Raw genomic sequence first — 13,827 nt, forward strand, 5'->3', positions numbered from 1 at the left:
CCGGAGTTGCCCCGAATCAAGTCGATGGTCGCGCTGCGCAGCTCGCCGAGATTGACGTCCATCTTGATCAGCACCTGCGTGCCGACGCCCTCGCCCTCGTGAATCAGGCCGAGCAGAATGTGCTCGGTGCCGATATAGCTGTGCCCCAGCTGCAACGCCTCACGCAACGACAGCTCCAGCACCTGCCTGGCATGCGGAGTGAAGGGAATGTGGCCGTTTGGCGATGCGTTCCCCTTGCCGATCATCTCCACGACCTGCTTGCGGGTGTCCTCCAAAGTCACGCCCTTCGAGGCCAATGCCTTGGCCGCGACGCCCTCGCCCTCGCGAATCAGGCCAAGCAGCAGATGCTCGGTACCGATGTAGTTGTGCTGGAGGGTACGAGCTTCTTCCTGCGCCAGCACGATCACGCGCCGCGCACGGTCTGTAAACCGTTCGAACATGCTTGTCCTTCCACTCTTGATAATCCAACAACACTTTACCGATTTGCGATGACGTTTATTCCACCCGCGCGTAAATTGCGCTCTCAACGCAACTCAACCGATATGCTGGACATAGGACAACGACCAAGGAGGTCATCAAAATGAGTGATACCACCCTTAATCCGAATGGCTCGCACGACATCGTGGTCGGCGTCGACGGTTCCGACGAATCCTTCGCGGCGTTGCGTTGGGCGCTGCATGAGGCATCGCTTACCGGACAGCAGGTCAACGCGGTCTACGCATGGTCCCACTCCTGGGATATGGGGTCGGAACCTGAGGACGACGGCCAGTGGGCCGAGACACGCCATGAGATCGCACGCAAGCTGCGCGATTGGGTCGCGGAATCGTCGCAAGGCATGGCCATCGACGAGAATCGCGTCAAACTGACTTCCGTCAAGGCGACCGGCACATCGGCGCTTCTGGAAATCGGCAAGGACGCGCAACAGATCGTCGTCGGACGACGTTCCTTGGGACGCGTGGCGCGTTGGTTCCTGGGATCCTTGTCCGCATCTCTTGCGGAAGAGGCGAAAGTCCCCGTCACCGTGGTCCGCATTCTGGACGACGAGGAATCCAGCGTGCAGGACGCCATCGCCGATGCGCTGACGCCCACGGTGAGCAATGTCACCTATGATCTTCCCGGTTCTCCCCTGCCTCGGAGCCAGCGTCCCATCGTGGTCGGAGTCGACGGTTCGGAGACATCCCGCCATGCGCTGCGTTTCGCCATAGACCTCGCGGCATTGCATCATGCGCCTTTGCAGGTGATGTTCTGCTGGCAGCTGAAAGACCTCGGCGTCATCAAGGGCTATGAGAACGCGGTGGCGCCGATTTCGGTCGGGCAGGAGCGCGCGGAGCGGATGCTCGACGAATTGCTGGATTCGGTGCAGATTCCCGTCGACAGCGTTCCCGAGGATTTCCAAATCGATTCCCATGCCTTCCACATCGCTCCGGCGAAGGGACTGATCGCGGCGTCGCGCTACGCACGTCATCTGGTCGTCGGCTCGCGCGGCCTATCCGGTTTGGACGCGCATTTCCTTGGTTCGGTTTCCAAGCAGATCGTCAATTTCGCGGATTGCACCGTCACCGTGGTGCACTGACGCGATGCTGCAGAACGGCATGATATGACGATGGCCGCGCCCTGTTGGAGCGCGGCCATCGTCATTGTCGTTCGCAAACGCCAATTCTAGATTTCGTCGGTAGATTCTTCAGGCGTCCGCTCTTCCCGAGCATCTTCCTCGGCAACCTGTTCCTCTTGGGACTGCGGCTTCGCCGCCTTTCGGGCGTCTCCCTCGGAATCTTCCGTCCGTACCTCGATGGAGTCCTCGGAAGCCGGTTCGGCATCCGCCGGTCGCGCCGTCTCCGGAAGCTCCGCATCGGCATGCAGGTCGACGGTGGATTCCACCTCGGGAGTGTCCTGTGTGGAGGTGTGTGCGCTCACTTCCTCCTGACTGGCCTCGTCATCGATGGTATTGGCTTCGATATCGGCGTCGGAGGCGTTCTCCTCGTCGTTCGGATTATCGCTCTCGTCGGCGGAAAGCCGTTCGATGAGTTCGACCGATTCACGTTCCTCCCGCGGCGCCTGCGCGATGATGTCGATATGCAGATCGTCGAAGGCCGGCTTCGACTGAACCCACAGATGCGAAGGCTCGGGAGGTTCGATCTCGGAATGCTCGCCGCATCCATGGTCGATGGAAACGACGCGCCCGTCATCGGGACTCCACTTGTTGGAGCATACGCCGAACATCACATTCAGCTCGCCCTTCAGCGGAATGAAGAACCCGCATGTGGAGCACGGATTACCCTCGGACGCCTTCGTCGACAGCGATTTAGGCCCACGCGGACCCTCATACCATCGTTTGGCGGTCTGCGAACGTCCCAGATGGGACAGCACATGCCTTCTCGAAAGGTCGAATTCCTCCACGGCCTCTTCGACGTCCTCTTCGGAAATCGTCGACGGCGCGGAATCCTCGGTCTCCTCGACCAGCGGATTCCTCTCTGCGCCATCAGAGGATGGCTCGGTCCCCGCCGACCCCTCCGCCGTGTCCCGCGCATCGCCGTCGACCGTGCCGTCAGCGTTCTCCTGCGCGGGTTCCGTCTTGCGGAACCCCTCTTCCATGCGGGGATCCTCCGGATCCGTGCCGATGGAATCGGTCACGGCCAGATCGGTGGGTTCGAGGCGATCCTTCCATGGAATCCACTGCGGAGGACGCAGGGCGCGATCGGTCGGCACCAAAGACGATTCGTTGACCGTCCAATGGTCCAACTCGATGTCGTGGTACAAGGTCACCGACCATTGCCAGCCCTCATATCCGCGGATATGGGTTTCAAAACGAAAATCGGTGACGTTATCCCCCAAATCGATGGATTCTACGAAATCACCGACCTGACCGGCCTCATCCGCCGCATCAACGGCCACCGCCTGGGCAATCGCCTTGGGATCCATTGTGGTATCGGGCATGAATCATTCCTGTACGTCGAAATTATCGGCCACGGCACGCATCAACGTGGCCAGCTTCCTGCTATCCGCCTGAGATGGGTAGTGATGGCGCCGCAATTGATTCCCCGCGGAATCCAACAGCTTGATCAAATCCTCTACGATGGCCGCCATGTCGTCCGGCCTCGGACGGGTGGCCTTCACCAAGGAAGGAGCCGAGGCGACGAGCGTGAGTCCCATCGCCTGCGGTCCACGACGCCCTTCCACCACGGAATATTCGACCTTTGCGCCTTTGCGCAGCGTCGTCATGCCATCCGGCAACGCCGCAGCCGGCAGAAACACGTCGGTTCCCTGCTCATTCCGAATAAACCCATAGCCTTTGTTCGCATCGAACCAACGAACGCGTCCGCTAGGCATTGTCACCTCACTACTTATCCACAAACCTGCGCGGGCGCTTCCGAACAGCGCCCGCCCATACAAAACAACAATACAGTTTAGCGCATGAGGTGGGATATGCCCACCTCATGCGCCTCGAATCCGCCTTGCCGTGAACATACGGCGCAATGAAGCGGAATCCCACGCATCCGGAAGCGACCCGTCCTCTCCATAGCCGGGAAGGGCGCGATCCGACGACCGTCACTTCCCGTGCCGGTTCTTGCGCTCCGATCTCCGCTCGGCATCGGCGGAGGTCATGGGATGCGGCTCGACCGGGGCGATGGGGAGCACCACGGTCAGAGTCAATCCCGTTCCCTCGCTCGCGGACGCGCAGATGAAACCATGATGCGCTCTGACCACCGATTGCGCGATGGCCATGCCAAGACCCGTGCCACCCTTCTGGCGGGCGCGTGAGGGATCGGCGGTGTAGAACCGTTCGAAGATCTTCGAACGCGCCTCGGCGGGCACTCCAGGTCCATGGTCGCTGAATCGTATGACCGCGTAGTTCATACCGACCTGCATGGATTGCCCCACCTCGATCGCCTCGACCAAATGACGCAGCGACCGTTCGTTCGCCGGCATTCGGGACAACGATTCGGGACTGATGGAGGCCGGCAGTACGCCGATGGAGATCTCCACCGGCGAATCCGACGGCGTGTACCGATGGATGTTGCCCACGATGTTGGTGACCACCTGACGCAGCCTCGATCCATCGCCCGTCAGCGTGACATCGGGCAACGTTCCCTGCTGGAACGCCAATTCGGCCGAATGCTCGGCATTCGTTCCCTGGCGAAGCACCACCTGGCCGCATGCGATGCCGCGCTCGGGATCAAGCGCGTGCAAATCATCGGCCGCGTCATGGACGACGGAGGTGAGCTTCACCTGCTGGGTGATGTCGATGCCACGCCCCTCGTCAAGACGCGCCAAGGAGAGCAAATCCTCCACCAAAACCGTCATGCGCGAGCTGGATGTTTCGATATGCTCTATGGATTCGTCGGCGCGTTCCAACGCGCCGGGCATGTCACGCTGCATTTTGTACAGCTCGGCATATCCGTGTATTGCCGCAAGCGGGGTGCGCAATTCGTGGCTGGCGTCGGAGACGAACCGTTTCATCTTTTCGGTGGTCTCCTCTTGGGCATGGAAGCTTTCCTCGATTCGCGTCAGCATGGCGTTCAACGATACGGAAAGCGAACCGACCTCGGTGTTCTCCGGAAGGTCGGGCACACGCTGGCTCAAGTCCCCGGCAGCGATCTTCGCAGCCGTTTTCTCGATGCGCTTCAGCGGGGCGAGCGTGCTTTGCACCACAAAGGTGCCGAGAATCGCGCCAATCAGCACCACCGCGATGCCGACCATCGCGCAGAATCGGGTCAGGGTGTTCGCGGTATCGATCTGATCGCTCAACGACAGGCCGATGAACACGACGCCACTGTTCTTCACATGCCCGTCCTTGCCCTTTTCGCTCCACGGCAACGCGACCACACGCCATGGGGACTGGGCCGCCTGCATGATGGAATGGTCCGGAACACGGTCGCTGGTGACGTGCACGACCGCCTGTGTGGTGAACGGCTGTCCGAGGGTGATGCCATCGATGCTGCCGTCAGCGGGAAGGCTCGGCTCGGAGACCACCCCGTCGCGGAGCATCGGCACCGATCCGGCGCCCGTGCTTTTGTAATTACCGTCCCGCACCTCGACATAGTAGGTGTTCATCAGGCTTCTGCCGTCGTTGTCCGTGCCGGTGTACAGGGAGTCCATGCTATTGAAGATCAACTGCGCCTGATTGACCAGCTGGGTATCCGTCTTCTGCAGCAGGTAATTGCCCACCAAGGTACGGATGGAAAACGAGATGCCGATCGTTCCGACGGTCAGCAGCACGATGATGCAAGCGACCAGTTTGGTGCTCAGCGGTATTGCATCGACTCTGCGCCGGAAACGAAGCCTCCACGGCTTCGCCTTCCGTTTCGCGGGCTTTATCGGATTGGTTGGCCGCGAAGGCATGGGAGCCTGTCCGGATGGCGTCTCCTGACCGTTTCCAACCGGTGGATTGACATCGGGATTCATGACGAAACCGCTTAGTTCAGGTTCTTGGGCGCACGGATCATGTATCCGATGCCTCGCTTCGTCTCGATCAACGGCGCCACCTTGTGCTTCTCCCCGTTGTCGTCCTCCACGATGACGCCATCGACCTTCTTGCGCAGATACGAGATGTACGATTCGACGATCGCGGCGTCGCCGCCCCAATCGTATTGCCAGACATGATCGAGAATCTGCGCCTTGGACAGCACACGCCCCTCGTTATCCATGAGGTAACGCAGCAGTTTGTACTCGGTCGGGCTCAGTTCGATGGGTTGCCCGGCGCGAGAAACGTCATGCGAATCCTCGTTGATCTCCAAATCGCCGACACGGATGATCGGATCGTCCTCGACCTGTTCGCGCGTGCGGCGCAGGATGGCGCGGATACGTGCGACGACCTCCTCAAGACTGAATGGCTTGGTCACATAGTCGTCACCGCCGACGGTAAGGCCCATGATCTTGTCTTGGGTATCGTCGCGCGCCGTCAGGTAGAGCACCGGCGTGGTGATTCCCTCCTGCCTGATGCGCCGGGTCACGGTGAACCCATCGATATCCGGGAGCATCACGTCAAGTACGACGAGATCTGGCTGCAGTTTCTCGATGACCTCGATGGCTTCGGACCCCGACGCCGCGGTATTCACCTCGAAACCGGCGAAATGCAGGGAAGCCACCAGCAGTTCGCGAATGGACGGCTCATCATCGACAACAACAATGGATGCTTCAATAGGCTTGCTCATGCTATCAAGCTTCACCCCGTTCGCTGGATGTTTCCTGAACGGATTCTGAGTCTTCCTTTGATATTGACGGCCCGTCCTCCAACACCGTCTTCGGCACCTCGTCCCCCGCCGCAATCATGGGTTCCCGCGGAATCCGCGATTCCTTGGATTCCGGGGACTCCGCCGTGGCCGCATCTTCCCGGTTCGCGTCTTCCGGATGCCTCGCGCCGGCATTCCACGCCTTCACCGGCTTGGCGCGTTCGGGGACCCGGGCATGTACGCCGGCATGCTTCCTGACCTTGCGCTTGATGATGCCCTTTTCGCGAAGCACATGGAACACGACCAACAGCACGACCAGCAACACCAACGCCGCGACCAGGCAGACCACACCGATGACGACCGCCTTCGAAGAGGTGGACGTCTTCTTCTCCACCGCGATCTGATCCATCATGCCGGTCGCGGATTTCACCCAATTCGGCGTGCTCTGCATCAACGGCTTCTGCGCGGCGTCGGAAAGGGCCTCGACGGTCGACTGCTTTTTCAGCCATTTGTCGGAGTTCGAGGAAACCGCCACAACCAGATTGCCATCGCTGGACGCGACCGCAAGCATCACCGTGTTCGGAGCGGGATTGAGCGATTCCAGCAGATCTCTCGCCCATCTCGCCGGCTTCCGCTTGGTCTCGAAGCTCTCCAGGTACAGCAGACGCACCGTGACGCCCGTCTCCTTTTTGGTTTTCTTGATCGCATCGGTGACTTCCGAGACATTCGAACCGAGCAGGTTCTCCGTATCGGTGACGTTGTCGGTGATGGTGAATCCGGAAGTCGTGTCTTCCGCATTGCCCACCGGAGTTATCCACATCATCGAGCAAAGGCATAACAGCACCGCGAACAGCGCGCGAAGCGCGCCATTGTCACGAATCCAGCGTTTCCACCCCGTTCGCGACACGCCGAAAGACCCCGTTGACCGCCATCCTCCGACCACAACCCTGCTTTTTCCGTCATCTGCGTTCTCAATTGCCATAACGTCCACATTACCGTTCGAATGCGCCAAGCGCGAGAGGACGGAACCCATGGCAACGGTTTTCGATGACGAAAGGACACATCATGCCACAATTCCAAGTAGATTCCGAACAGATCCAAGCATCCAGCGCCGCTGTGAACGCCTCCGTCCAATCCATCCGGCAGGCGGTGCAGGGCATGTACGGCAATCTCAACAATCTGCAAAGCGTCTGGCGCGGCGGGGCCGCGACGCAATTCAACGCCGTGGCCGAGCAATGGCGCGCCGCGCAGCAACAGATGGAGCAATCCCTCGAATCCATCCAGCGGGCGCTGATGCAGGCTTCCACCCTGTACTCGGATACGGAGATGCAGGCGTCGCGCCTTTTTCAATAGGCCGATGGCGCCATCCGCGGCGCGTGCGGCCGACGGCGACCGTACGCACCGCGTCATCACCTCCCTCACCCCGCCGTTTCCGAATCTTCCCCAAGAAAGAGGATTTTATGACAATGTTTTCCAGATCCTTCGGAAAAGCCGGCGCCATACTGGCGCTGACGGCACTGATCGCACCCATCTGCGCCCTGCCTGCGAGCGCGGACGAACCCTACGACATCGTCATCCATGCGGGTTCCGACGCGAACGCGCTTCGTGGAAGGCGACTGACCGCGTACAAACTCGCCGATTACATGGACGGCACCTATGTCTCCATCGGCGATGAGAACCTCGACGGCGTCGCCGTGCGGACGCCGGGACCATTGCGCGCCACGCTGAATCCCGTGCTTGCGAAAACCACCGGCGTCTCCGACGTGTCCGAATTGCCGGGGTGGGACGCGAGCGGCAAGGACCCCATCGGATGGATGGGCGGATTCCGTCAAGCCGACGGTTCGGACCAGTCATCAGGCGATTTCGGACTCGGATGGAACGTCTCCGGTCCCCGGCAAACGGGACTCAGCTCCCCTGACAAGGCCTACGCCGGTACCGTGCGCGAATTCGCGGACAACATCGTCGCGGACGATTCCGCGATGGATGCGGTTCTGTCGCAGCCGCACAGCGAACAGGTGGTCTGCGATGGTTCGGAAACGTGCACGATACCGTTGGACGCCGAACAGGGTTCCGGAATCTATCTGGTAATCGACACCGAGGATGACGCGGCATGGAACGAATCCGTCGAAGACGGGGAATCCACATATGTCACGGGTTCCTCCCAACCGATGATCGTGCCCACGAAACCGGATGACCGGGATATCGCTCCGCTTGTGGCCGGTACCGAACTGATGGACAGGACCGCCCTGGGAACGCTGACGCGGCTTGGCGAGGCCACCATCAAGAACGTGACGGACCAGGAGGTGCTTCCCGATTGCGAGGATTGTCTGCCCAAACAACGCGACGAACGCGAGGACGCCGGCAAGGACGCCGCCGACAACGCTTCGGATGTGGGCGATGTCATTCCCTACGTGGTCCGTTACCGTATTCCCGACCTGAGCGCGTACCGCAACGCCTTGGACAATTCCCGTCCGTGGACGTACACCTACCGGGTGGAGGACAGCACCAGTGCGGGGCTGCGCATCATCGGCGCGCCCAAGGCGACGATCGGCGACGCGGATGGCCAGGCCGTCGAGATTCCGCTGACCGCCAGCGAACAGTCCGTGCCCATCCCCTCGGATGAGCACGCGGATGTCGACGGACAGTCGAATGAGCCCGCGGACGCCTGGTACCATCTTTCGACCGAGGATGACGATTCCAGCGCGCTCACCATCGGCATCGGACGATGGCTGGTCAAGAACTACGGCGACCTCGCCGCGAACGACGGGAAGAAGACCCTGTACGGCCATACCGTGGAGATCACCTATTCCGCGCAGCTCACGGAACGGGTGCTCGATGCCGGCAATACGGCGAGCAACCGCAATCGTCTGGTGTATTCCAATCGTCCTGACGATGTGACGGATGGACGCACCTGGACCACGCCGGAGGTCACCGTCAAGCAATGGACGTACGACATCGATCTGGGCAAACGGTCCAATGGCTCTCGGGAGGGATTGGCTTCGGCGGCATTCACTCTGACGGTAGACGATGCCATGAACGATGCCGACCGCAAGGAGAACGGGCAACGACTTGGTTTCGTGAAGATCTCGGACGGCGTGTACCGCGAGGCGAAACCCGACGAGTCGGGAACCGAACGCGTGATCACCGGACGAAACGGAAATCTGCGTTTGCGCGGACTGGACATCGGTGCATATCTGCTGCGGGAGGTCGAGCCGCCTTCCGGCCATCGCCTTCCGACGGAGGAAGAGAAGATCACCATATCGGCGGTTTTCGAGGATGACACCACCGATTACGTCACGCCCGACGTCCAGACCGAGCTGGCGATGTCGATCACGCAGAACAACCGCATCGGATTCCCGAAACGGGCCGCGTTCGCATTTCAGACGGATGAGGCACGGCTGCCGGCCGGACTGGCGCTGACGCATACGGACGGCACGCAGACCGCCCGTTGGAGCGGGCAGGATGAATCCGGGGCCTACTACGCGGACGACAAAACCGACTGGCTTCCTGCGGAGCTGACCCTGTTGAACCAGCAGGAGGGTGGCATGCTCGCCAGCACCGGCGTTCTCGCATTCGTTCCGGCGTCGATCGCATTGGTGCTTCTGCTGGCCGGCGGATTCCTCTTGGTTCGGTCGAAGCGCGGCTCATGCCATCGGATCCGATAGACCATGGAACGGCCATGAAACCGTTTTGGACGAGGTGGCGTCGGATCCGGACGGCCGGCGCGGCCGTCATCGGCGTCATCGTCGCGATCATGCCGATGGCCGCGGACGCGCTGCCGTATGCGCCGATCGGCACGGCGCAACGGTATGCCCATGCCACCGAATCCGATGTCACGTCGCAACGACGCCGGTTGCGGGAGGCGCATGGCTACAACCATGATCTGCTGACGAATCCGCCGTTCGCCGGAGGCGAGGCTCCGAACGTTTTCGCCGAAGACGCGCGGACTCCATCATGGCGATTGGATGAACGGTACCTCAACCAGCTCGGCGGCGGAAACCACATGGCGTCGATCCGCATACCCAGCATCGGCGTCGATCTGCCCATCGGCCACGGCGCCAGCGCCGATGTGCTGGCACAGGGAGCCGGCCATGTCTACGGCACGATGCTGCCGATCGGCGACCAAGGCAACAGCGTCATCGCCGCGCATCGCGGATCGGGAGCCCGTCTGCTGTTCTACCGTCTTGGCGAACTGCGCGCCGGAAGCCTGGTGTACACGCAATCGATGGGGCGTACGGTCATCTGGCGAGTGGAAGGCAGCGAAACCGTGACTCCGGGAAGCACTCGGGAATCGGAGCTCATCACACCCGTCTCGGACGGAACGACGTTGACGCTGTACACCTGCGACCCGCCCGGATTGAACACCGGAAGGCTTATCGTCCGCGCCCGCATGGCATCGCAAAAGGCCGAGCTCCGTGGAATACGCGAGCACATCGATCCGGCCCGCCTATGGCTCATGGCATCCGTCGGCATCCTGGCGGTCTATCTCGTCACCGCATTCATCCATTCGTCGGAACCTACCATGCGCCATGGTTCCAGGCGAATCGGCACACCTTGGAAAAACTCATCATCACACAGAAGGGAACACTCCGATGAATAGGCATCTGCCACGCACGCTGATCGGCTGCGTCATCGCCCTCGCCCTGACGGGCGTCACAGGAACAGCATGCGCGGACGCGCCGAATGGCACCATCGCTCCCCGCGACGCGCATCCAACCGGTAACCAGACCGCGCCCTTGGAAAGCCATATCGAAGACGGCGATTCCGAAGGCACACGCGCCGCGAACGGCACATCCAACCTGTTCGCCGCATCCCCCTCATCCGGAAAGACACGTGGCCGGGCCAGCACGCAAACCGCCGGCGGCGACTGGCAAACCTTCGCCGAGGGATACATCATCGAAGGCGTGCACGATATCGAGGACCCCTCCACCAGCATCTATGTGGGCGGAAACATGACCGTGCTTTCCGGAACGGAAACCGAAGGCAGCGTGGTCGTCGACGGCGACCTGACCATGGGCAACGGCTCCGAGGGTCTGGGACAGAGCCTCCTGGCAGGCAAGGTCATGTGGGGCATGGGGTTCAATCCGCCTTCGGGCGCCGACATGTTGGCCGTCGGGGGAAAATTCCGCAATCCCAACGTGAACAATCCGCAATGGGTCGGAGGCTCCGCACGGTTCGGCGGTGACGTGAAATGGAACGATTCGAACGTAGTCGACGCCAAAGGCAACCACTCCCTGTACGTGGCCACCAAAAGCAATATGGCGAATCTGGGGTGGGCCACCGATAGCTCGTCCTATCTGGCGTGGACATACGACAACCTGCCATCGGACACCGCCATCCGTCAGAATCTCGGCAAGACCGAGGCGCTCAAGGTCAACATCAACGGCAAACGAGGCGATGAGGCGAAAATCGTGGATTACAACGGATACGCGTCATCCACGTTGGTGCCGTTGAGCGACCGGCTGAAGCGCACGACGGCGAACGGCACCATCACCTTCGAAAAGGCGCCCGCGGCCGCATGGCGGTTCTTCGACAACCGTCAGGTGCAGCTTGACGACGAAGGGCGCATCGTGTTCCATGGAACCGGTACCGCCGCGAAGGAACGGCAGGTGTTCTCCCTCGACCTCAGCGAATTGGAGTCCGCGCGCAAGCGACTCGGTGTCAGCCAATGGAGTCTTGATTTCCGCGACATCCCAGAGAACCAGGCCATCGTCATCAATGCGGTCGGTTCGGGGAAACAGGTCTGGCGCACCGGATGGCGCATCTGGGTCAACGGGCAGGACCACGGCACCTACATCAACAGCGGCGATGACTCGAAATCCCGCTTCCGTAGCATTTCCAGTCGCATCATGTGGAATTTCCCGGATGTCGAGCATCTGACGCTCGATCGGTCGCATGGAATCTATCTCGGCGAAACCGACTGGTACGCCACGAACGGCAAGGACCTGTACTCGACTGATTACGGCAAGGGTGCGCTGCTTCCCGGATCAATCGTTCTTCCGCATGGCGATATGACCGATTATGCGGATACGAACGGCAGGCTGCTCGTCGGCGGCAATCTCGACTTTGTCGTATGGGAACACCATAACGCGCCATGGGTCGGATTCGACGAACCCCAGAAATTCACGCTTCAGGGGAAGACCAAAACGGCCGGCGTCGAACACCGCAAGCAGGATTCCGTGCACGACACGTTGACGATACGGGCCAAAGGATCAAACATCTCCGACGAAAGCGCATACGAGCTCCAGGCCCAGGGATTCTCGTTCACCCTCAACTACCGCGCGAAGGATTCCGATGAAGTCGTTTCGGCCACGCTGCCGTCCGATCAATCCGTAGCGATTCCCTGCCAAGGCACGGTGACGCTCGACAGTCCATCCTTCACTCCCGGCGATCTGGGCATGTCTGCATGGAGACCGGGCGATTACTGGTTCGATGTATCCGCGGACAGGCTGATCGTGCTTCATGCCGGAACCGGTACGACGGCCAACATCACGAGCCGTGCCGGCATGGACGGCTCCTCGGACGCCGATGAACGGTTCCGTATGGAGGATTGGATCGGTTCCGCGACCACGAAGGCCATGGAGACCTTCGACCGGGCGGGAGGCGATCGCAGCGTTCACGATGCCATTGCCATGGAGTATGAGGATGGACCCGATACCGTGCGCATCATCAGCACGCTCCATTGGAGCGCCGACCCTGATGCCGTCACTTCCAGCGTCTCATGCGACAAGGAGGGGACGGTCAGCGCCATGGGCAACAGTCCAGGACCGGATTTCACTCCGAACGATTTCGGATGGTCCCAATGGAAAGCCGGAAAATACTGGTACGACCTGACGATTCCGGCGCAGGGAGACTTCCAGAAGCTTACCGTTGAAGGAGCCTTGGACGACCAGGAATCATGGATCGCGAAAAACCCGTTCGCCATCAACCTGCGGAAAGTGGCGTATCTGGGCGAACCGGGCTCCGGAGCATGGACCAACCAGCCCGTTCCGGACGCCTCGCTTACTCTGCAGGAAATGGCCGATGGAACTTTCGAGACCGTCAAACCCGATTCGGAACCCATATCGCTGAATACCGACGAGAACGGCGATGCCTTGGCTCCTGACATGACCATCGGCTCAGGCGAGACCCGCTGGTACCGGCTTTCGGAAACCGCAGCTCCGGACGGCTATCTGCGGGCCGAGGGATATTGGCTCATCGAGGCGACGGGAACCGAAGACGGGGTCGGCGTATCCGTGACCGGCTCCGATGACACCATGGGTGGTCTGACGCACGGCGTCTCCTCCGAGGGAATCGTCTGGACCATAGGCATCGGCAACCGGGTCGAGGGAAGAATCACGCCGCCGGTCACCGGAGGATCCTTCGATACGGGACGCATGATGCTCGCCTCCGGAGGACTCGCCTCCGCGATGATGCTGGCGGGCGCCACCCTGTTGCGTTCCCGGGGACGGGGCACATCATTCGGTGCCCACGCCGGACGGCATGCGCAGGTGTGACGCGTGAAAGATGAAAAGGTCCGCTCCCATATGGGAGCGGACCTTTTCATCTACGTTTCAACCCCATCAGGGCCATTGGTCGACGCGCGGGATCAGTAGCCCATGTCGGCGCCGGCGGCAGCCGGAGCGGCGGCCTTCGGTTCCGGCTTGTTGGCCACGAC

At 61.0% G+C, this 13,827-nt stretch carries 11 protein-coding genes; 5 read left to right on the forward strand and 6 right to left on the reverse strand.

The genetic code is table 11. From position 1 onward, the window contains the following. On the reverse strand, positions 1-440 hold a 440-nt coding region (locus B3C64_RS07990; RefSeq protein ID WP_291534948.1), incomplete at its 3' end, for a Clp protease N-terminal domain-containing protein. Positions 441-580: 140 nt separating this feature from the next. Between B3C64_RS07990 and B3C64_RS07995 the strand changes: the two genes are divergently transcribed. Next, positions 581-1,573, forward strand: coding sequence for a universal stress protein (locus B3C64_RS07995; RefSeq protein WP_291534949.1), 993 nt, complete (start codon positions 581-583; stop codon positions 1,571-1,573). A gap of 86 nt (positions 1,574-1,659) precedes the next feature. On the opposite strand, the gene B3C64_RS08000 is transcribed toward B3C64_RS07995, so the two are convergent. The 5 genes from B3C64_RS08000 to B3C64_RS08020 form a co-directional block, all read right to left on the reverse strand. Further along, positions 1,660-2,934 (reverse strand): DUF3027 domain-containing protein, encoded by a 1,275-nt coding sequence (locus B3C64_RS08000; RefSeq protein ID WP_291534950.1) that lies wholly within the window; start codon positions 2,932-2,934, stop codon positions 1,660-1,662. 3 nt (positions 2,935-2,937) lie between these two features. Next, complete coding sequence (locus B3C64_RS08005; protein WP_291534951.1) at positions 2,938-3,327, reverse strand: cold-shock protein; 390 nt, start codon at positions 3,325-3,327, stop codon at positions 2,938-2,940. Between the two features lie 219 nt (positions 3,328-3,546). Beyond that, entirely contained in the window at positions 3,547-5,403 is a 1,857-nt protein-coding gene (locus B3C64_RS08010; RefSeq protein ID WP_291534952.1) for a sensor histidine kinase, read from the reverse strand. 11 nt (positions 5,404-5,414) lie between these two features. Then, positions 5,415-6,152: a response regulator transcription factor gene (locus B3C64_RS08015; protein WP_291534953.1), complete on the reverse strand. Its 738-nt coding sequence runs from the start codon at positions 6,150-6,152 to the stop codon at positions 5,415-5,417. Between the two features lie 4 nt (positions 6,153-6,156). Further along, on the reverse strand, positions 6,157-6,993 hold the full coding sequence (locus B3C64_RS08020; protein WP_414632187.1) for a TPM domain-containing protein: 837 nt from the start codon (positions 6,991-6,993) through the stop codon (positions 6,157-6,159). A gap of 242 nt (positions 6,994-7,235) precedes the next feature. On the opposite strand from B3C64_RS08020, the gene B3C64_RS08025 reads away from it, so the two are divergent. From B3C64_RS08025 to B3C64_RS08040, 4 genes are all read left to right on the forward strand, one after another. Then, a complete protein-coding gene (locus B3C64_RS08025; protein WP_291534955.1) occupies positions 7,236-7,523 on the forward strand; it encodes a WXG100 family type VII secretion target in 288 nt (95 codons plus the stop codon). Positions 7,524-7,636: 113 nt separating this feature from the next. Next, positions 7,637-9,835, forward strand: coding sequence for a prealbumin-like fold domain-containing protein (locus B3C64_RS08030; RefSeq protein ID WP_291534956.1), 2,199 nt, complete (start codon positions 7,637-7,639; stop codon positions 9,833-9,835). A 14-nt stretch (positions 9,836-9,849) separates the two neighbouring features. Next, positions 9,850-10,770 (forward strand): sortase, encoded by a 921-nt coding sequence (locus B3C64_RS08035; protein ID WP_291534957.1) that lies wholly within the window; start codon positions 9,850-9,852, stop codon positions 10,768-10,770. Next, positions 10,763-13,666, forward strand: coding sequence for a choice-of-anchor A family protein (locus tag B3C64_RS08040; protein ID WP_291534958.1), 2,904 nt, complete (start codon positions 10,763-10,765; stop codon positions 13,664-13,666). The genes B3C64_RS08035 and B3C64_RS08040 overlap by 8 nt, the downstream gene beginning before the upstream one ends. The last annotated feature ends 161 nt before the right edge of the window (positions 13,667-13,827 follow it).

The organism is Bifidobacterium sp. UBA6881, from assembly GCA_002451435.1.
GTDB lineage: Bacteria > Actinomycetota > Actinomycetes > Actinomycetales > Bifidobacteriaceae > Bifidobacterium.

Excerpts from the sequence above, each read along its gene's own strand:
- B3C64_RS08000 (WP_291534950.1), bottom strand. The coding sequence starts at position 2,934 with ATGCCCGATACCACAATGGATCCCAAGGCGATTGCCCAGGCGGTGGCC.
- B3C64_RS08015 (WP_291534953.1), bottom strand. The coding sequence starts at position 6,152 with ATGAGCAAGCCTATTGAAGCATCCATTGTTGTTGTCGATGATGAGCCG.
- B3C64_RS07995 (WP_291534949.1), top strand. The coding sequence starts at position 581 with ATGAGTGATACCACCCTTAATCCGAATGGCTCGCACGACATCGTGGTC.
- B3C64_RS08030 (WP_291534956.1), top strand. The coding sequence starts at position 7,637 with ATGTTTTCCAGATCCTTCGGAAAAGCCGGCGCCATACTGGCGCTGACG.
- B3C64_RS08010 (WP_291534952.1), bottom strand. The coding sequence starts at position 5,403 with ATGAATCCCGATGTCAATCCACCGGTTGGAAACGGTCAGGAGACGCCA.
- B3C64_RS08005 (WP_291534951.1), bottom strand. The coding sequence starts at position 3,327 with ATGCCTAGCGGACGCGTTCGTTGGTTCGATGCGAACAAAGGCTATGGG.
- B3C64_RS08040 (WP_291534958.1), top strand. The coding sequence starts at position 10,763 with ATGAATAGGCATCTGCCACGCACGCTGATCGGCTGCGTCATCGCCCTC.
- B3C64_RS08020 (WP_414632187.1), bottom strand. The coding sequence starts at position 6,993 with ATGATGTGGATAACTCCGGTGGGCAATGCGGAAGACACGACTTCCGGA.
- B3C64_RS08025 (WP_291534955.1), top strand. The coding sequence starts at position 7,236 with ATGCCACAATTCCAAGTAGATTCCGAACAGATCCAAGCATCCAGCGCC.
- B3C64_RS08035 (WP_291534957.1), top strand. The coding sequence starts at position 9,850 with ATGAAACCGTTTTGGACGAGGTGGCGTCGGATCCGGACGGCCGGCGCG.